Genomic DNA, 19589 nt, shown 5'->3' on the forward strand with positions numbered 1-19589 from the left:
GACACCTTTGTAGCAGCTGCCGAGCCCGCGAGGCTGCGTTCGGCTGCGAAGCAGTCGTAAAACCAGTCATTGCGGTACGTCAGGCAGTCCGCGTCAGCCGGACTCACGACTGCTTCGCAGCCGAACGCAGCCTCGCGGGCTCGGCAGCTGCTACAGATCGCATTACTGCTTAACTGACTGGCATTTTGCGTCATCCAGGGCGAACAAACACATCACCGTAGAAGCGCTTTTGCGGACAACAAGCAGCGAATATTTTGTGGCCCGTCTCATACCCGACACTAAAGTGCAAAAAATCATTGAAAAAAACCGCTATAAGCTTTAAACGGGAAGCTCAATGGCACATTGCTAGCAATCAGTCAGTGAGTTTCGGCAGTTTTTGGCTCAGGGAGCGCTGATGAGTTTTCGTACATTGACCGGCTCCCCGCGGCAATCGAGCAAGGGCGAAGTTGCCGCACTTCAACCGATAGGCAAGCCGGATACTGTCGGCAAGGCCTACGCTGACAACGACGACGCGATCGAACACTTGCTGGATTCAGCGCGCAACTGGGCCCATACCACCGCCTGGGTGTTTTACCGCGCCGGTGAACAAATGCATTGGGTCGGGCAAGGCGACCGGCTGGTGCAATGGCCTTCAAGCGTTGCGAATGAAAAGTTTGAAGCCTTTTGCCTGTCCTCGAACTTGCACCGCTGGCCGACCGGTCGAGGCGAAAGTGTGCTGGGTTGGCTACTGGCGCCAGTCAAAGATGCTGCAGAACCGGCGCTCGCTGAATTTGCCCAGCGCCTGGGCATTCAGCTACAGACCAATACCCTGGCCCGTGCGCAGATCACTCAGCGTGTGCTGTATGACATTACCTACCTGGCCAGTTCGACCCGTGACCGGTCAGTGTTTCTGGTGGGTGTTCACCGGCTGCTGGCCAGCCTGATCGACGCCGAGAACTTCTATCTCGCGCTGTATAACCCGCACACCGGCAAGATCGACTACCCGTATTACGTCGACATCATTGACCCGCAAGCCCTGGAGGCCGAGAACTACGAATACCTCGACCCTTCGCATCTGTCGTTGACTGGCCAGGTGTTGACCTCTGGCCAGCCGTTGCTGATTGACGCCGCCGGCATTCTCGCGGCGCAAGCCGAGGGTCATTTCTACTGCGTGGGCCAGCGTCCCGAGTTCTGGATGGGCGCGCCCTTGAAAAACGCCTCGGATGATGTGTTTGGCATGCTGGCGATGCAGGTCTACGACGTTTCTCGCATCTACAGTGCTGAAGACCGTGCGCTGTTTCTGGTGGTGGCCCGCCACGTGGCCATGGCGCTGGACCGGATTCTGCATCGGGAGGACCTGGAAAAAACGGTGATGCGTCGCACCCTGGAGCTTTCGGCACTCAACGACGCCTTGAGGCAGGAAGTGGCTGACCGAGAGCGCGCCGAACATCTGCAAAGCGCGCTGTTCCAGATTGCCGAACTGTCGAGCCAGCCAGGTGACATGGCCGAATTGTTCCAAACCCTGCATGGCATCGTCGGTGATCTGCTGTTCGCGCAGAACTTCTACATTGCGCTGTTCGACGACGGGACCGGTGAAGTGACGTTTCCCTATTATGTCGATGAGCGCCAGACGACCCAGCCGGTGGCGCGGCGTGGGTGCCGGGGCCTGACCGAGTACGTTATCCGTCAGCGTCGACCGTGCCTGATTGACGCCGACGAGGCTGAACGATTGTCTGCGCACGGTGAGATTGAACTGGCCGATGAGTCTGTCCGGTCCTACTCCTGGCTGGGCATTCCATTGTTCGATGGCGATGTGGTGCGCGGCGTGCTGGCGGTGCAAAGCTATACCTCGCAGGTGCAGTACACCCTGCGTCACCAGGAACTGCTGACGTTCGTGTCGCGGCACATTGACACCGCGTTGTCGCGACGCACGGCCGCCGAAGCGATCCATGCCGCCAACCTCATGCTCGAAGCACGGGTGCACAGCCGCACCCGTGAGCTCGATCACGCCAATGCCAAGTTGCAGCACGAAAACTCCCACGATGCGCTGACCGGGCTACCGAATCGCACCTACCTGCAACAGCGCCTCAATCTGGCCTGGTCGCGGTTCGGCAGCGAAGGCGGGCACCTGGCGGTGATGTTCATTGATCTCGATCGCTTCAAGATGGTCAACGACAGCCTCGGCCACCATTTTGGCGATCTGCTGTTGATGCAGGCGGCCCACCGTTTACGCGGTTGCCTGCGCGACACCGACATGCTGGCGCGCCTGGGGGGCGACGAGTTTTCGGTGCTCGCTCCCGAGGCGTCGCTGGACGTGGTGATCGAAATCGCCGAGCGGATCCTGGTGGCGTTTGACCTGCCGTTTTTCATCAATGGCCATGAAGTTTTTTCGTCCTGCAGTATCGGTATTGTCAGCGCTGACAGTCAGTTCCATCACGAGCCCGCCGACTTGCTGCGCGATGCCGATGCGGCGATGTACCGGGTCAAGAGTGCCGGGCGCGACAGCTACGCGGTGTTCAACCAGGAAGTGCGCCGTGAAGTCTCGGACCAGGTCGAGCGAGAAGGGGCCTTGCGCAACGCGCTCAAACGTACTGACGAACTGCTGCCGTATTTCCAGCCGATAGTCAGCGTCGAAACCGGCGAACTGTTGGCCCTCGAAGCGCTGATCCGCTGGCATCAGCCGGGCGGCCGGGTGATCGCGCCGGGCGAGTTTTTGCCGGATGTCGAAGGTTTGCGCCTGATCGGTCGACTGGACCTGTACATGCTGACCAGCGTTGCAACGATCCTCGCACAGCCCGGGCACGCCAATTGGCCAGCGGTGCACGTCAATTGCTCCAGCTACAGCATGACGCGTCCGGACTTCGCCAGTGAGGTGCTGGCACTGTTGGCGCAGCACCGGGTCTCGCCGTCACGGATCTGCCTGGAACTGACCGAAGGGGCGCTGGTAGCCGAGCCGGCGATTGCCCGACAGACCATGCAGCAACTGGCGGACAACGGCATGTCGGTGGTGCTCGATGACTTCGGTGCAGGGTTTTCTTCCCTGAGCTATGTGCATCAATACCGATTCAGCGGTTTGAAAATCGACAAATCGTTCATCCTCGAACTGACCACCAGTTCCCGCAGTCGCGCGATCGTCCGGGCGATTGTGCGCATGGCCGAATCACTGGGTCTGAGCGTGGTGGCCGAAGGCGTCGAGGATGAAGCGACACTGGATTTGTTGCGCGAAATGGGCGCAGGGCAGGCGCAGGGTTACCATTTTGCCAAGCCGATGAGCTTGAAGGCGCTACTGGCGAGTTCACTGCTCGGTCGTTAGGGGGTTCACCACGGTCCGCTACCTGGAGCGTCCAATGCTGCCCATCACTACGCGCCTGGTGGCGCTGCTGGTTCTTTGCCTGACGCTTGAAGTGCCGGCCCAGACCAACGACTGCCCTGCCGGCGAGAAACCAGTGTGCCTGGACGGCTGCATCTGCCTGCCGGACGTGGTGCCTGATGACATCTACCAGATCGCGGCGCCGGCCCTGGCGCTGTGGCTGACCCAGGCCCGTGCTGAAGCAGCCACCGCTGGCATCCAACCCATTCCAGCGCACATCCGCGAGCAGCTACTGCACTGGTACGACCCCGGCGTCCTCGATACCGCACGCTACAAAATCAGCGACAACGGCCAGTTCAGCGCCGCCACGGCCATGCTGCAAAACCCCGATGTCGGTGCCGTGACGCTGATTGACATCATCCTCTTCCGGGACGCACAAGCAGCAGAACAGGACATCGCGCTCTGGGCTCACGAACTCAAACACGTGCAGCAGTACCAAGAGTGGGGGGTGGCGGGATTTGCCCAGCGGTATACACAGGATTTCAATGCCGTGGAGGCGCCGGCTTATGCCATACAGGCTGAGGTCAGGCGGGCGGTGCGCGCAGGGACTTACTGACGGGCAATGGAGCTGCCTTTCTCTCAGCGACGAATCCGGTTTCGCTTTCCAGAAAGAACATGTGGCCTGGCAAGAGGTACCGGGTTTTCATACGGATCTTCCTTGATGGATCGTTGAGAAATGAGACGTGAGAAACCACAGCACCAGGGCTGTCGCGCTGATCAAGGCGCCCAGCAGGCTGACGGCTATCCAGCCCCATAGCGCATAGACCTGCGTCGCGGCGGCGGCTCCCAGTGCGCTGCCCACTGAGTAAAAGCACATGTAGGCACCGACCATGCGACTTTGGGCGTCGGGTCGTGCCGCAAAAATCAGGCTCTGGTTGGTGACGTGTACGGCTTGCACGGCGAAGTCGAGCAAGACCACTGCGCATACCAGTGAGATCAGCGACGTATCGGCAAAACTGATGGGCAACCAGGAAAGCGTCAGGATTGCCAGCGAAATGCCGGTCACTCGTTGCCCCAGACCCTGGTCGGCCCAGTAACCGGCTCTCCTGGCAGCAAGGGCACCGGCGACGCCCGCCAGACCAAACATGCCAATGACCGTGTGTGAAAGCGACAACGGAGGGGCGCTCAACGGCAACACCATGGATGTCCAAAGTACGGAAAAAGCGGCAAAGATCAGCAAGGCCAGCAGGCCCCTGATTCGCAGGACCGGTTCGGTCATGAACAGCGTGAAGAGCGAGCGGATGAGTGCCGGGTAGGTGTATCGACTGCGTGGAGTCACTGCCGCAGGCAGGACCTTCCAGAACACTGCCGCGAGGATCAGCATCAATCCCGAGGAAACGAAATACACGGCGCGCCAGCCCGCCAGATCGGCGATCAGTCCAGAAGTAAACCGCGCCAGAAGTATGCCCAGGACAATGCCGCTGGTGACGGTTCCCACGGCCTGGCCACGTTGTGACGGCGTTGCCAGCACGGCGGTGTAGGCCACCAGTACTTGAACCATCACTGCCAGCAAACCCACAGCGATCATGGCGCCCAACAGGGTCAACCACTGCTGTGCGGCGCCGACCCCCGCCAGCGCAATCGCAGACAGCAGCACTTGCGTCAGAATCAGCCCTTTACGGTTTACCAAGTCGCCCAGTGGGACGATGAACAGCAACCCCAGCGCGTAACCAACCTGGGTAGCCGTCACCACAAATCCGATCATTGATGAGGCAACACCCAGGCTCTGCGCCATTGAGTCGAGTAAGGGTTGTGCGAAGTAAACGTTGGCGACTGCCAGCGCGCAGGTGACAGAAAATAACAACGTGAGTGATGGGGAAAGCCCCGAAGCCTGCGTGACGAAAGGGTGGGTGGCTGAATCGGCATCTGCTGTCACGTGAGCCTCCGTGGCGTTAAACTGGTTTCAATTAAAAACTTGATTCAATTGTTGCTGAATCAGGTTTCAAATTGCAACCACATTGCTCAAGACGGGACGACAGACTTGGCAGTCCTTATCCAAAAGGAAAATACGATGGTCGTAGACCCTGCATCGCAAAGCAGCGAATGCCCGGTGGCACGAACACTGGAAGCCATTGGGGATCGATGGTCACTCATGATCATTCGCGACGCTTTTGACGACATTCGCCGATTCAGCGAATTTCAAAAAAGCCTGGGGGTGGCCAAAAACATTCTGGCATCGCGCCTGAAAACGTTGGTTGAGGTCGGTGTATTCGTCGTTCAACCTGCGTCGGATGGAAGTGCCTACAAGGAGTACGTCCTGACGGACAAGGGACGGGAGATCTTTCCGGTGGTAGTCAGCATGAGGCAGTGGGGCGAACGGTTCCTGTTCGCGCGGGAAGAGACGCGTTCCGTGTTGCTGGACAATGAGTTGGGCCAGTCCCTGATGCCGATCGAAGTTCGCTCGTCGAGCGGTCGAAAACTTGGTCCGTCCGACTGCCACAGAGTGAGAGTGGTTGCCGACGAGTCGTGAATCGATCGGTTGAAGGCGAATCAGTCGAGCAGTGACACCAGCCGTGGTTCGATTGACTGAGCCTGCACGTCAAGCAATGCCAGCGTGACAGGCAACTTGAAGCGTCGACGTCCGGCACTACCGGGATTCAGGAACAACCGCTCACCACGCCAGTCGATGCATGGCTTGTGCGAGTGTCCGGAGATCACCAGCTGGATACGGTTATCAAGATCGGCCGCTACATCGGCGATGTCATGCACCAGCAAAACCGTCCAGCCGTTCAGCTCCAGGTGCAGACAATCGGGTAACTCCCGCGCCCAGGGCGCGTCCTGGTCATTGTTGCCGCGCACCGCATCCACCGGTGCGATAGCGGCCAATTGGTCGAGGATCTGCGCGCTACCGATGTCGCCCGCGTGAATGATGCGATCACAGCCTTGCAGGGCGGCAATGGCTTGCGGGCGGAGCAAGCCGTGGGTGTCGGAGATGACGCCGACTTTCATCGCGGGCGGCTCGAGTGGCATTCTGGTTCCAGAAAATCGACAAGTAACGCGCTCAAGCGGATGTCTCCTGCGCCGCGCTTTGTTGGACGAAACGGTCAATCAACCACCGCGCGGCGGGCCCCGGTGGCAGATCTGTGCGGTAGATGACGTCGAAGGCATATTTTCCGCTTTTGTATTCCGGAATGTTCAGTTGCACGAGTCGACCGCTCTGCAGATCTTCCTGGACCATCGGGGCTGGCATGTTCCCCCAACCGATGCCTTCACGCAGCAGCATGTGCTTGGCGCCCAGGTCCGCCAGTCGCCAGGTGCGGTTGCTGAGCACGGCGAAATCCTTGTCCCTGGTCAGCAGCGAGCGATCGGACAGCACCAGTTGAGTGAACTCTCGCCCGGCGCCCGGAGCGTTCGAGTCGCTTGAGGCCAGTGGATGATTCGGGGCCGCCACCGGAATCAACTCGACACTGCCGACGCCCATTCTTTCGATACCGTCGATGCCCTCGTTCATGGGGCCACTGACGCCAACGATTGCGCCGCGGTTGATCACCAGTTCAGTAACGGCGCCGAGCGCTTCCATATGCAAGTGCAGGGCAACGGTAGGGAACTCTTCGCGAAAGGATTTGAGCGCGTCCACCACGCGCTCGGGGGGCAGCATGACATCGAGCACCACGTGAACTTCGGCTTCGAGTCCCTGGAGCAGGCCTTTGACCTTGGCGCGTAATCCATGAATACCGTTGGCGATGGTTCTGGCTTCGGCCAGCACGGTGCGGCCGGCATCGGTGAGCTGGGGTTTGCGGGTGGTCTGGCGGTCAAACAGCGACACGCCGAGCTGCATTTCCAGGTTGGCGATCGAGTAGCTGATGACTGAGGTGGCGCGGTGCAGTTTTCTGGCGGCCGCAGCAAAACTGCCGACTTCCACGACTGTCAGGAACACCCGTAGTTGGTCCAGTGTCGGTGTTCCCGGGTCAGAGATCATGCCTGTTTCCTTGAACCAGACGTCGCTCAGAAAATTGCACTATTGATCTCTCCGTTACCGGTTATGCGGGCTTGCTTTTCCAGATTATCGAATCTAAGGATCTGAATTAGTCAGTTATTCAGGTTAGTTGACCAGGCGCAACATTTCCTCACCCGGGCGGTTCAAGTCCAACCGCACCCGAGTGAAGGAACTACCCCATGACGACTTCTGCAAACATCGCTCATTGCGCCACCTCTGAACAGAGCCGTTCCGACGTGCTCCAGGCTCCGACGCTCGCCATGATGATGTTGCGCAGCAAATTAGTCTGGTGCGCAACGTCCATATCCGCTCTTAACTTTGTGGCACCACCCGCGCTTCGTTTCCGGCACCCTCGACATAAACGTTCATGCCTTTTTTCAGCACCGGGTTGATCGGCTGGGTCACCTGAACCAGTACACCGCTGTGGGTGCGAACGATGATCTGCTGTGCGTCCACGGGCTGATCATATTTTTTCTTTTCGACGTAGTTGCCGCCCGCCGCACCAGCGAGGGCACCGGCGACCATCGCCACATCCCGGCCGGTACCCTTGCCGATCAGGCTTCCAAGGCCCAGGCCGCCAATCCCGCCCAATATCGCGCCGACGCCGCTATCGTGATTGGTCTGCATCTGGGTCTGTGTAATCTGCTCGATTTTCCCCGAACGAATCTCCATCTCACCAGCGCCTCCGCCCCCGGCGCCAACCGCGGCACATCCGCCAAGCACCAGACCAAGAAGCGTAACCGTCAGCCAGGAAGCGAAAGTTTTCATCGTCAAACTCCATTTTCAGAGGAAGTGGATCTTGCAAGCGCATCCATTCACGTTAGACGAAAAAGCCTGATTCGCGCGGTTGTTTGGTTGCGCAAAGCGCTTCAGGTTCGTGAGTCATTATCCCAGTGACGCAACACTGTTTAGCAGGGTCTTGACCAGTTGGGCCTGGCGGGTAGCCCCGGTCTTAGCGAAGACACCGCGCAAATGGGCCCGCACGGTGTTGCGTGAAACGCCAAGCGCCTCGGCAGTTTCATCGAGCGTTTGCCCGTCCATTACCAGCATGGCCACTTCGGCTTCTGTCGGTGTCAACTGGAACAGGCTGCGCAGCAGGTTGTGCGATGCCTGCGGTGAGTCCGCCGGGTCGCGAATGAACACCGCTACGGCAGGACGCCGTGCGCCGCTGCGGGATTGATAGCTCACGGGGATGGGGCGCAGCAGTAAATTCAGTGGCATTGCCCCACTGGGCCTGGACAAGGTCAGCACCTCGATATCATCGAGGCCGCGTTGACGCTGTTTCAGTACCGCCTGGACGGCTTGCTGAATACTGCGGTTCTCATGGTTGGCAAAGGCACAGAGCTTGTCGTTTTTACACTCCAGGCCGTCACGACTGTCGAACAGGCGCTGGGCGGCGCGGTTGCATCGCATCATTCTTCCACTTTCGTCGAGAATCGCCGTGCCCACCATGAGACGGTCGATGGTGGCAGCATAGAGTTGGCGCTCGGATTCGAGTTGCTCTACGGCCGAATGCAGATCCACTGCTTGTTGCAGGTGTGGCAGGAGCAGGCGAATCAGGGCGATCTCCGCGGTATCGAAGTCTCGACTGGCGTGATTGCGGCAGACGAACAAGGCACAGTGCATGCCCGTGGAAGTGCGCATGTTGGCGACCAGAACATGGCGCAGGTCAAGCGGTTGCAGGTAGTTGCGGTAGAAGTCATGGGCCAGCCAGACATCGGTCCCCAGAACTTGGTCGGCCGTGGCCACCTGCTCGACAGGCCAGTCGATGAAGGGGCAGATCGAGAAGTAGTTCTCGCTATAGGAGGGTTCTCCTGGCAGCAAGGGGCCATGAATCGAGGCGTTGACGATCAGCCCTGGTCGTTCATGGTCGGGATTGCGCAGTACCAGGGTGAAGAAACTGGCCTCGAAACGTTGACGCAAGGTTCCCAGCAGGCCGGACCAGGGGGTGGACTCCAGCGGACCGTGGTAGACGAGCGCAAGCAAGCTGCTGAGCTCTGCGGATGAAATGTCCGTGTCGGGGGGGAGGTCCTTGCAGACCGGAAAAGGAACGGTCATGTATGCGCCTCGCTACTGCTTGTTTTTGTCGCTGGAGTATCGATCGCACCCATACAGGGAAAATCGTCCGTTTGGCTCAGGCGGGTTGATGCGGGGCGTGATAGGCGCAGCGGATACACCGACGCCAGCCGGTGCAGCGCTGCGCCCATTGGCCGTTACAGTGCCAGCAGCGCCTCGACGATACGTTCGGCGGCGGCCTCGGCCGACTCGCTCCGGGTGTCGATATGAATATCCGGCGCTACGGGTACCTCATAAGGTGAGTCGATCCCGGTGAAGTTTTTCAACTCACCGCGCCGGGCTTTCTGGTAGAGGCCTTTGGGGTCGCGCTGTTCGGCCAGAGCCAGTGGCGCATCAACGAATATTTCAAGGAAGTTGCCGTCACCCGCCAGGCCACGTGCCATGTCACGCTCGGCACGGAAAGGCGAAATGAACGACACCAAAGTGATCAAGCCGGCATCGAGCATCAGTTTTGCCACTTCCGAAACCCGGCGGATATTCTCTACCCGATCGACTTCAGTGAAGCCCAGGTCGCGATTCAGGCCATGGCGCACATTGTCGCCATCGAGCAGGTAAGTATGTCGCCCAAGGGCATGCAGCTTGCGCTCCACCAGATTGGCGATGGTCGACTTGCCTGCACCGGACAACCCGGTGAACCACAGGATACGCGGCGACTGGCCCTTTAGCGTCGCATGGGCTTCACGGTTGACGTCGATGGCCTGCCAGTGCACGTTCTGCGCGCGGCGCAAGGCAAAGTGCAGCATGCCGGCGCCCACCGTACGGTTGCTTAAACGGTCGATGACGATGAAGCCGCCCGTATCGCGGTTGTCGGTATAGGCATCGAAGGCGATCGGCCGGTCCAGGTGCAGGTTGCACACGCCGATACCGTTCAGTTCCAGGGTTTTGGCCGCGAGATGCTCCAGGCTGTTCACATCAATCCGGTGCTTGAGGTTGGCACAGCTCATGCTGACGGTCCGGCAACCGATCTTCATCAAGTAAGGACGCCCGGGCAACATCGGTTCTTCGTCCATCCACACCAGAGTCGCCTCGAACTGGTCGGCCACTGCCGGTGGTGCGTCGGCCAGAGCAATCAAGTCGCCACGGCTGATATCGATGTCATCCTTGAGAACAAGGGTGACAGCCTGATTGCACAGGGCTTGTTGCTGTTCCCCGGCGCTACCGAAGATCCCGGTGACCTCACTCTGTTGCCCTGATGGCAGCACCCGAATGCGATCACCCACGTTGACGCTGCCTGCGACTACGTTGCCGCAGTAGCCACGAAAATCCAGATTGGGCCGGTTTACCCACTGTACGGGCAGGCGAAACGCTGCCTCGACTTGCCGAGCCTGCTCCAGAGGGACGTTCTCCAAATGCTGGAGCAGGGTCGGTCCCTGATACCAGGGGGTGTTCGCACTGGCCTCGAGCATATTGTCGCCACGTAGCGCAGAGAGCGGAATGCACTGAATGTCATGCAGGCCGATCTGCGCAGCGAACGCGCGATAGTCGGTTTCAATGCGTTCGAACACCGCTTGTGAAAAGCCCACCAGGTCCAGCTTGTTGATGGCGACAACGACCTTGCGAATGCCCAGCAGGGACACCAGATAACTGTGTCGACGGGTCTGGGTCAACAGGCCCTGGCGAGCATCGATGAGGATCACCGCGAGGTCCGCGGTCGAGGCGCCAGTGACCATGTTGCGCGTGTACTGTTCGTGGCCGGGGGTGTCGGCGACAATGAACTTGCGCTTGTCGGTGGCGAAGAAACGATAGGCCACATCGATAGTGATGCCTTGCTCGCGCTCTGCGCTCAAGCCGTCGACCAGCAGGGCGAAATCCAGTTCGTCGCCTTGGGTGCCGAGTTTTTTCGAGTCGACTTCGAGCTGACCCAGTTGGTCCTCGAACAGTGCCTTGGACTCATAAAGCAGGCGACCGATCAGTGTGCTTTTGCCATCGTCGACGCTGCCACAGGTGATGAAGCGCAGCAGTTGCTTGCTCTGTTGCTGTTCCAGGTAAGGCGTCAGGTCGCCATTGAAGGTGTCGGTCAGAACGTTCATCAGAAATACCCCTCTTGCTTTTTTTTCTCCATGGAACCGGCCGAGTCGCTGTCGATCAGCCGGCCCTGGCGTTCCGAGGTGCGGCTTACCAGCATTTCGCTGATGATCGCCGGCAGGTTGTCGGCGTCGCTTTCGATGGCGCCGGTCAGCGGATAGCAGCCAAGCGTTCGGAAGCGCACCTTGCGCATTTGCGGGGTTTCTCCCGGCAGCAGCGGCAAGCGCTCGTCGTCGACCATGATCAGCGTGCCTTCACGGCTCACCACTGGACGCTCCTTGGCGAAGTACAGCGGCACGATGGGGATCTGTTCGAGGTAGATGTATTGCCAGATATCCAGCTCGGTCCAGTTCGACAACGGGAATACCCGCAGGCTTTCGCCCTTGCGCTTGCGAGTGTTGTACAAACGCCAGAGTTCGGGGCGCTGCTGTTTGGGGTCCCAGCGATGTTGCCCGGAGCGCAACGAGAACACCCGCTCCTTGGCCCGCGACTTCTCTTCGTCACGACGAGCACCGCCGAAAGCCGCGTCGAAACCATAGTGGTCCAGGGCCTGCTTCAGGCCTTGAGTCTTCCATACGTCAGTGTGCAGGGCCGAGCCGTGGGTGAAAGGATCGATGGCCTTTTCCACGCCTTCGGGGTTGATGTGCACCAGCAGTTCAAGCCCCAGGCGTTCCACGGTCTGGTMGCGGAAAGCGATCATTTCGCGAAACTTCCAGGTGGTGTCCACGTGCAGCAAGGGGAAGGGCGGTTTGCCCGGGGCGAACGCTTTCATCGCCAGGTGCAGCATGACGGCGCTGTCCTTGCCGATGGAGTACAGCATCACAGGGTTTTCACACTCGGCTATCACTTCACGGATGATCTGAATGCTTTCCGCTTCCAGCCATTGCAGATGAGTCAACATCGAATACCTCCTCGAGTTCTGCCGGGTTCGGCTCCGGCTGAACTCCACGGTAGGTAAAGCACCACCGGCGCATCTTCGTCTGCTCGGACGAGGATGCGCCGGCAGATGAAGGTCACGCGGCGGACGCGTACAGCGACTCGGCATGGATCTTGAGCGCGCGGGCAACGGCATCGAAGCCCTGTTGCACCCAGACGCCATGATCGGTCATGACCTGGTCGGCGGTGGGGCCGAGGAACTGGTCGGTGGTGTGGTAGCGGCAACTGGCCGTGCCGGTGCGCTCGATGTGCTGCTCGCGACGGGCAGCGTCGGGATTGTCGGCGTTGGCATACATCTCCCAGGCGAGTAACCGGTGGGGTTCGAAGCCCACCAGGTACTCGATCACGTGCAGCAGTTCACCTGGCCGCCCCGGATTGGGCAGGAACAGGTTGACCCGCTCGCCGAGCACCAGGCTCGACTCGACCTTGACCGTGTAGGGGTTCCACTGCGGGTAGGCGGGCAGGTCGATGAGGATCGCCCAGACCAGTTCGGCCGGGGCGGCGATGTCTACGGTCAGCGAACGGACCAGGTTTTTTTCTGCGCTCATGGTTGGCTCCTGTGAGGATGACTGCGCGCCACGGGCCGTGGCGCCAGTGAGCCCTGGGCTCAGGCGCGATCCTCACCGCTTGTACCCGGTGGCTCCTCGTCCGCCTGGACTAGATCGGGTGCTTAGTCCGCACGGACGAAGAACCGTTGCCGGGCTTCTCCCTAAGGTCGTGTACAGCGGCGGGCCCTCCGCCGGCAGAGGAGACTGACATGGCTACAGACACCCCCCAACAGGAAGTCATCAGCGGTGAGACCTGGACCCGGTTTTGCGAGCAGTTGCGCCGCAGCGGCAATCAGATACTGCGTGCCGAAGCCCCGGCCGACGAGCAGACCCGCGCCGAAGGCTTTCGCTACCTCACCCGCTTGTTGCGCATCGCCCTGGATATGCACCTGGAATTCGCCGACCCCGACTTCCCCGGCTTCATCACCCCCTCCCACGAAACCGCCAAGATTGGCGCCGACAACCCCGACAACCTGTACCGCTATGCGCGACTGAACGGCGAGCACGAATACCGGGTAAGCGGCCAGCGCGGCAGTGTCGCCTACCTGAGCTTCGGCTCGCAGAAGGGGGGTTACGAGACTGACGGCAAGATGATCCAGACCGGTTTTATCGACGCCGGGCAACTGCAGCTGGATGCCGAGGGCAATTTCGAGATCATCCTCAGCCAGCGCCCGCCGGCCAGCGGCAACTGGCTGCCTCTTGAGCCGCAGAGCAACGCGCTGATCGTGCGCCAGACCTTTCTCGATCGCAGCAGCGAACAGCCGGCGCAGCTGCGCATCGAGCGCCTGCTGGCCAGCCAGGCACCCGCGCCGCTGGATGCCGCGCGTCTGCAGCAAAGCCTGCAGCGGGTCGGCAGTTTCGTCGAGAACACCGCGCGCCTGTTCGCCGATTGGGCTCAGGGTTACCAGCAGCACAGCAACCAGCTGCCGCCTGCCGACCAGGCGCTGTGCCAGGCCGTGGGTGGCGACCCCAACATCTTCTACTACCACTCCTGCTGGGCGCTGGCTGACGACGAAGCGCTGCTGATCGAGGTTGCCCAAGTGCCGGCCTGCGACTTCTGGAACCTGCAGATCAACAACTACTGGATGGAGTCGCTCGACTACCGCTACCACCGCATCTGCCTTAACAAGCATTCGGCGCAGCTTGCGGCGGACGGCAGCCTGCGCATGGTCCTCAGCCACCGTGACCCGGGCCTGGCCAACTGGCTGGAAACCGCCGGCCATCCCCACGGCACCCTGTGCCTGCGCTGGGTCGGCGCCAGGCAACCGGTTCACCCGACCACCCGCGTGGTCAAACTCAATGACCTCAAGGAGCTGGCAGTATGAGCGGCAACGATTTTTCTCCGGACCTGCTGCTGGCCGAGGCCAGTGCTCGCGCAGGTGGCCTTGACGATTTCGGCCCGGGTGATTTCCGCCAGGGCCTGCAGGTACTGGCGCAGGCCCTGGAACAGGAAGCGCGGTTATCGTCCCAGGGGCGTGCGCTGTTGCGCGAGAAGCTGCTGGCGCAACTGGTCAACCGCCTGGTGATCGAAGATCACTGTCGACGCTTCCCGGAAATCCTCGAACTGGAAATCAACGACCCGTTGGTGATCGTCGGCCTGCCACGCACCGGCACCACACTGTTGCAACGCACCCTGGCGGTGGACCCGCAGTTCAGCAAGGCGCAGTGGTGGGAAACCCGTTACCCGGCGCCGCTTAACGGGGAGACCCTGGAGCAGCCGTTGCAGCGCCTCGGCCGGGCACGCGCCGAAGTGGCGGCGATGATCGAGTTCCTTCCGCAGTTGCTGGCCATCCACCCACTGGACGCCGAGCAGCCCGACGAAGAGTTCATGTTGATGGAGCACTCGTTCCTCTGCGCCATGGACTCCTACGTCAACGTCCCCGGCTACACCGCCTGGCTCGACCGTCAGGACCAGACCCAGGTCTACCGTTACCTCAAGCGTACCTTGCAGTTCCTGCAATGGCAGCAGGCACGCCGTGGCATCGCCCCTGGCCGGCGCTGGTTGCTCAAGAGCCCGCAGCACCTGCATACCCTTGAGCTGTTGTTCGAAGTGTTCCCCGGGGCGCAGGTGGTGCTCACCCACCGCGAACCGGCCAGGACCATTCCCTCGCTGGCCAGCTTCATCCATACCCTGTGGCAGCTGTACAGCGACGAGGCCGATGCCGAAGCCGTCGGCGAGCAGTGGAACCGGCGCATGGCTCGGGCCTTGCGCCATGCCATGGCGGTGCGCGAGGGCATGCCGGCCGAGCGCTTTCTCGATGTGCGGTTCGAAGACACCCTGGCCGCACCCCAGGCAGTGGTCGAGCGCATCTATCGCTTCGCCGGCCTTGAATGCACGCCAAAGGTTCAGGCAGCCATGGGGCAATGGTTGTCCGCCAACGGCCGGGAAAAACGCGCGGCCCATCACTACAGCCCTGACCAGTTCGGCCTCAGCGACGCACTGTTGCAACGTGACTACGCCGAGTACCGCGCCCGGCATCTGGGCGCCTGAGCCTGTCCCTTAACAAGAAGAGGATTCATCCCATGCTGCTTGAAGACAAAGTCGTGATGGTCTCGGGCGTCGGCCTCCGGCTGGGTATCAAACTGGCCCTGGCGGGCGCATGCGCAGTGATGAGGAGTGCGCCCGCGCTGCGTTGTTTCTGGCTTCGGACTACGCCAGTGCAATCCATGGCGCGCAACTCGATGCCAACGGCGGCGAAGTCATGTACTGAGGAGGGCAGATGAACACAATCGATCACTGCGCCTTCAACGGCGATGCCGACGGTCTCTGCGCCCTGCAGCAGTTGCGCCTGGCCGGCGAACTGGATCCGCAGGTGCGCCTGGTCAGCGGGGTCAAGCGCGACATCGAACTGTTGCGCCGGGTCCAGGCCGGGCCCGGCGAGCGGGTCACGGTGCTGGACGTGGCCCACGAGCAGAACCGCGAGGCCACCCGGCGCCTGCTCGACGCCGGCGCCCGGGTACGCTACTTCGACCACCACTTTGCCGGCGAACTGCCACGGCACCCGGCATTCGAGTCCTTCATCGACACTGCCGCCCAGGTGTGTACCAGCCTGCTGGTCAACACCTGGCTGGACGGGCGTCATCATCGCTGGGCGGTGGCCGCCGCCTTTGGTGACGGCCTGGCTGGCCCGGCGCGGGCGCTGGCGGCGCAGCATGGTCTGGCCAACGATGAGGTGAAGGCCCTGGAGGAACTGGGACTGCTGCTCAACTACAACGCCTATGGCGATAGCCTGTCGGACTTGCATTTCGAGCCGCTGGCGCTGGCCGCCGAGCTGCTGCCTTACCACGACCCGCGGGATTTCATCCGCCACAGCACAAGCTTCAACACCCTGCGCATCGGCCACGCCGCCGACATGGCCGCTGCCGCCGGCCTTGAACCCTGGCACGAAGGCCGGGGTGCGCGGCTGTACCGCCTGCCCGCGCAACCCTGGGCGCGGCGGGTCAGTGGTGTGTTGGCCAACCAGCTGGCGGCCGGCTCACCGCGCAAGGCGATCGGCTTGCTCAGCGCCAGGGCGGACGGCGACTGGTCGTTTAGCCTGCGGGTACCGGAAGAGGCCGGATTGGCGGCGGATGCCTTCTGCCGGCAGTTTCCAACGGGGGGAGGGCGCAAGCGTGCTGCCGGGATCAACCGTCTGGCCGACGCGCAATTGAAGGAAGTCGCCGCACGCCTGCTCGATTGCTATCGCTGAGCAAAGAGCAACGCCCGGACCTGTTCGGTCGGGGCGTTGCTTACCACCAGGAGTCAGCGGAGCAGGCGCCTGAAACGCTCGATCCAATATAGCTTGAATGTAGTCTTATATTCCATAAAGGAAGTACAAACTATTTTTATAGTGCGTTTTAATCTATTCAGTATTTTGAATCGATTGGAGCACTTGTCTGTGAAAACTAAGGCGCTTTTACCTTTTGGCTTGGCATTGCTGGCTACATGTTCGACGGCTTTCGCGGGCTCCACTCTGGATCGCGTAACCAGGAGCGGGGAGCTGACCGGCGTTCTGATGGAAAGCTATCCGCCATTCTCCTTTCTCAATGAACAGAACCAACTGGACGGCTTTGACGTCGATGTCGCCAAGGCCGTTGCGCAACGGCTAGGGGTGAAGCTGAAGCTGCAAACACCGTCTTGGGATGTCATCGCTGCCGGACACTGGAACGGACGATATGACATCTGCGTCTGCTCGATGACCCCGAGCAAGGCACGGGCCGAAGTGTTCGACTTCCCGGTGGAGTATTACCAGTCCCCGGCTGTGATTGTGGTGAATGCCAATGACAAGAACATTGTCACGGGCAAGGATCTGTCAGGTAAAAAAGTCGGTGTGATCAGTGCGTCGACCTATGAAGCCTATTTGAACAAGGATCTGGTGATTGAGGGCGCCGAGGACAAGCCGTTGAGTTATCCATTCGAAAGCGTCCAGGTCGCGCCATACGACAACGAAACGGTAGCCTTCCAGGATCTGGCCCTGGGCACGGGCGTGCGCCTGGATGCCATGGTCACCAATCTCATCACTGCTCGCGAACGCATCGCCCAGGATCCCCGCTTTAAAATTGCTGGCGACACGCTGTATGCAGAACCCAACGTGGTAGCGATCGAAAAGGGCGATCCGCAATGGAATGCCAAAGTCACTGAGGTCGTCACCCAGCTCAAGGCCGACGGCACATTAAGCGAAATTTCACAGAAGTGGATCGGTGCCGATATCAGCCAATGACAGCCCTCAATCCACACCCGGCCAAGGCGGCTGTCGCCCCCGAAACCGAGACGCGTCGTTTCAGTCAGCTACCTGGTTTTCGCACTCGCCTGTATTTGACCTGGACAGTGTTGTTCGGCCTGTGCGTCATGTTTTTCATGAGCTTCGATCTGAAGTTCTCGATCATTCTGGAGAAGTTGCCCAATCTGGTCGGTCTGCATTTGGGGCCTGACGGTTTCTTGCAAGGCGCCGCACTGACGCTGTTTTTGTGCTTCTGTTCGATCTGGCTTTCGTTGCTCCTTGGCTTCGTGACGGCACTGGCGCGCCTGTCCCGCAGTGCAGTGGCATTCGGTGTTGCCAGTTTCTATGCGTCCTTTTTTCGCGGTACTCCACTGTTGATTCAAATTCTGCTGATCTACCTGGGTCTGCCGCAGCTGGGGGTAGTTCCTGGCGCCATCAGTGCGGGGATCATTGCGCTCTCGCTCAATTATGGTGCCTATCTCAGCGAGATTTTTCGTGCCGGCATCATGGCTGTAGCACCCGGACAGCGCGAAGCGGCGATGGCGCTGGGTCTGAGGCCTGCGGCAACGTTTCTGCACATCGTCCTGCCGCAAGCCATGCGCACGATCATTCCCCCGACAACCAGTCAGTTCATTTCAATGCTCAAGGACTCATCGTTGATATCGGTGATGGGCGTTTGGGAGGTGATGTTTCTGGCGCAGTCGTACGGTCGCTCGTCCTACCGCTACATCGAAATGCTCACCACCGCAGCCGTTATCTATTGGCTCCTTTCCATTGGACTGGAGTTGATACAGAACCGCCTTGAACGCCACTACGGCAAAGGTTTCAAGAATCAGCGCTGACCCGCCCGTTCAATGACTTTTTACAGGTACTACGATGTCCGATCCAAAACCTCTGTTGTTTGCGTTATACGAGCAAGCCAGTGTTGGCTGTGGCGGCGCACCAAGCCTCTGGACGCACCCGGCTGACGAGCGACTGACCATCAACTCGCTGGGCTACTGGTCGAACCTGGCACGCATCGCCGACCAGGCCCATCTCGACATGCTGTTTTTTGGTGATGTGCTGGGTTTCTACGATGTGTTTCGCGGTAATGCCGACGCGGCGATGAAGTGGGCGGTGGAAGCACCGGCCAACGATCCGTTGATGATCATCCCGGCATTGGCTGCGGTGACGGAAAACCTGGCCTTCGGCGTCACTGTCACCACCAGTTATGAACATCCTTTCACCCACGCCCGGCGCTTCAGCACGCTGGATCACCTGACCAATGGCCGGGTCGGGTGGAACATCGTTACCTCCTACCTGAGCAGTGCCGCTCGCAACTTCGGCCTGGAACAGATGATCAGGCACGATGATCGCTATGAACGCGCAGAAGAATTTCTCGATGTGGTTTACAAACTCTGGGAAGGCAGCTGGGCAAATGACGCTGTGGTTGCCGACAAGTCTCGCCAGGTCTATGCCAAGGGCGATCGCGTGCGACCGATCAATCATGTTGGCGAGCATTACCGGGTGGCCGGGCCGCATTTGACGTCCCCGTCACCGCAACGCACACCGTTGCTGATCCAGGCCGGTTGGTCGGGCCGTGGTCGCGAGTTTGCGGCCAAGCACGCCGAACTGATTTTCATCGCCAAGTCCAACCCGCTGGAGATTCGCCAGGGACTGGAAGATATATGGACGCAGGCCAGGGCACGGGGGCGTCACGCCGGGGATGTTAAATCACTGACGGTCCTGCGCATCGTTACGGCCAGGACCGAGATCGAAGCCCAACGCAAATATGACGAACTGCAAAGCAACTATCACTTGCAGGCGCAACTGGTGAGTTATGCCGGTGATACCGGTATCGACATCAGCCGCTACGCGGACAGCGACGCGTTGTCTACTCACACTGAAGGCATGACCTCCTATGTGATGCGTCCCGATGGCAGTGGCAAGCCCTTGACCGCCGGTGATGTCAAACAGCGCTTTGCCAACATCACTCGGGGCAGTGATCTGATTCTGGTGGGAACGCCGCAACAAGTGGC

17 protein-coding genes are annotated in these 19589 nt (G+C 60.3%); 9 read left to right on the plus strand and 8 right to left on the minus strand.

The window, feature by feature from the left end; all coding sequences use genetic code 11:
* Positions 1–394 precede the first annotated feature (394 nt).
* Complete coding sequence (locus tag AB4Z35_RS27965; protein WP_442100716.1) at positions 395–3292, plus strand: sensor domain-containing phosphodiesterase; 2898 nt, start codon at positions 395–397, stop codon at positions 3290–3292.
* Positions 3293–3326: 34 nt separating this feature from the next.
* On the plus strand, positions 3327–3905 hold the full coding sequence (locus AB4Z35_RS27970; protein WP_442100718.1) for an eCIS core domain-containing protein: 579 nt from the start codon (positions 3327–3329) through the stop codon (positions 3903–3905).
* 87 nt (positions 3906–3992) lie between these two features.
* Here the strand turns inward: AB4Z35_RS27970 and AB4Z35_RS27975 are convergent, their stop codons facing one another.
* Positions 3993–5225 (minus strand): MFS transporter, encoded by a 1233-nt coding sequence (locus AB4Z35_RS27975; protein ID WP_442100720.1) that lies wholly within the window; start codon positions 5223–5225, stop codon positions 3993–3995.
* Positions 5226–5360: 135 nt separating this feature from the next.
* Between AB4Z35_RS27975 and AB4Z35_RS27980 the strand changes: the two genes are divergently transcribed.
* On the plus strand, positions 5361–5819 hold the full coding sequence (locus tag AB4Z35_RS27980; RefSeq protein ID WP_442100722.1) for a winged helix-turn-helix transcriptional regulator: 459 nt from the start codon (positions 5361–5363) through the stop codon (positions 5817–5819).
* 20 nt (positions 5820–5839) lie between these two features.
* Here the strand turns inward: AB4Z35_RS27980 and AB4Z35_RS27985 are convergent, their stop codons facing one another.
* The 7 genes from AB4Z35_RS27985 to AB4Z35_RS28015 all read right to left on the minus strand — a co-directional run bounded on the left by AB4Z35_RS27985 (position 5840) and on the right by AB4Z35_RS28015 (position 12871).
* Positions 5840–6298, minus strand: a complete 459-nt coding sequence (locus AB4Z35_RS27985) for a metallophosphoesterase family protein (RefSeq protein ID WP_442100743.1) — start codon at positions 6296–6298, stop codon at positions 5840–5842.
* Positions 6299–6350: 52 nt separating this feature from the next.
* Positions 6351–7268: a LysR family transcriptional regulator gene (locus AB4Z35_RS27990; protein WP_442100724.1), complete on the minus strand. Its 918-nt coding sequence runs from the start codon at positions 7266–7268 to the stop codon at positions 6351–6353.
* Between the two features lie 330 nt (positions 7269–7598).
* Entirely contained in the window at positions 7599–8054 is a 456-nt protein-coding gene (locus AB4Z35_RS27995; protein ID WP_442100726.1) for a glycine zipper 2TM domain-containing protein, read from the minus strand.
* Between the two features lie 117 nt (positions 8055–8171).
* On the minus strand, positions 8172–9344 hold the full coding sequence (locus AB4Z35_RS28000; RefSeq protein ID WP_442100728.1) for a helix-turn-helix transcriptional regulator: 1173 nt from the start codon (positions 9342–9344) through the stop codon (positions 8172–8174).
* A 155-nt stretch (positions 9345–9499) separates the two neighbouring features.
* Complete coding sequence (gene cysN, locus AB4Z35_RS28005) at positions 9500–11392, minus strand: sulfate adenylyltransferase subunit CysN (RefSeq protein ID WP_442100730.1); 1893 nt, start codon at positions 11390–11392, stop codon at positions 9500–9502.
* On the minus strand, positions 11392–12486 hold the full coding sequence (gene cysD, locus AB4Z35_RS28010) for a sulfate adenylyltransferase subunit CysD (protein ID WP_442100732.1): 1095 nt from the start codon (positions 12484–12486) through the stop codon (positions 11392–11394). Before cysD ends, cysN begins: the two co-directional genes overlap by 1 nt.
* Positions 12401–12871: an SRPBCC domain-containing protein gene (locus AB4Z35_RS28015; RefSeq protein ID WP_442100734.1), complete on the minus strand. Its 471-nt coding sequence runs from the start codon at positions 12869–12871 to the stop codon at positions 12401–12403. Before AB4Z35_RS28015 ends, cysD begins: the two co-directional genes overlap by 86 nt.
* A 209-nt stretch (positions 12872–13080) precedes the next feature.
* Between AB4Z35_RS28015 and AB4Z35_RS28020 the strand changes: the two genes are divergently transcribed.
* The 6 genes from AB4Z35_RS28020 to AB4Z35_RS28045 form a co-directional block, all read left to right on the plus strand.
* Positions 13081–14196 carry a DUF1214 domain-containing protein gene (locus tag AB4Z35_RS28020; RefSeq protein WP_442100735.1) on the plus strand — a complete coding sequence of 372 codons (1116 nt, stop codon included), beginning with the start codon at positions 13081–13083 and terminating at the stop codon, positions 14194–14196.
* Positions 14193–15362: a sulfotransferase family protein gene (locus AB4Z35_RS28025; RefSeq protein ID WP_442100736.1), complete on the plus strand. Its 1170-nt coding sequence runs from the start codon at positions 14193–14195 to the stop codon at positions 15360–15362. The genes AB4Z35_RS28020 and AB4Z35_RS28025 overlap by 4 nt, the downstream gene beginning before the upstream one ends.
* A gap of 229 nt (positions 15363–15591) precedes the next feature.
* Positions 15592–16560, plus strand: coding sequence for a DHH family phosphoesterase (locus tag AB4Z35_RS28030; protein ID WP_442100738.1), 969 nt, complete (start codon positions 15592–15594; stop codon positions 16558–16560).
* Positions 16561–16749: 189 nt separating this feature from the next.
* A complete protein-coding gene (locus AB4Z35_RS28035; RefSeq protein ID WP_442100739.1) occupies positions 16750–17571 on the plus strand; it encodes an ABC transporter substrate-binding protein in 822 nt (273 codons plus the stop codon).
* Positions 17568–18413 (plus strand): amino acid ABC transporter permease, encoded by an 846-nt coding sequence (locus AB4Z35_RS28040; RefSeq protein WP_442100740.1) that lies wholly within the window; start codon positions 17568–17570, stop codon positions 18411–18413. Before AB4Z35_RS28035 ends, AB4Z35_RS28040 begins: the two co-directional genes overlap by 4 nt.
* Positions 18414–18447: 34 nt before the next feature.
* The coding region (locus AB4Z35_RS28045; RefSeq protein WP_442100741.1) for an NtaA/DmoA family FMN-dependent monooxygenase at positions 18448–19589 on the plus strand (1142 nt) is incomplete at its 3' end.

The sequence above is a fragment of the Pseudomonas sp. KB_15 genome, from assembly GCF_052114525.1.
Taxonomy (GTDB): domain Bacteria; phylum Pseudomonadota; class Gammaproteobacteria; order Pseudomonadales; family Pseudomonadaceae; genus Aquipseudomonas.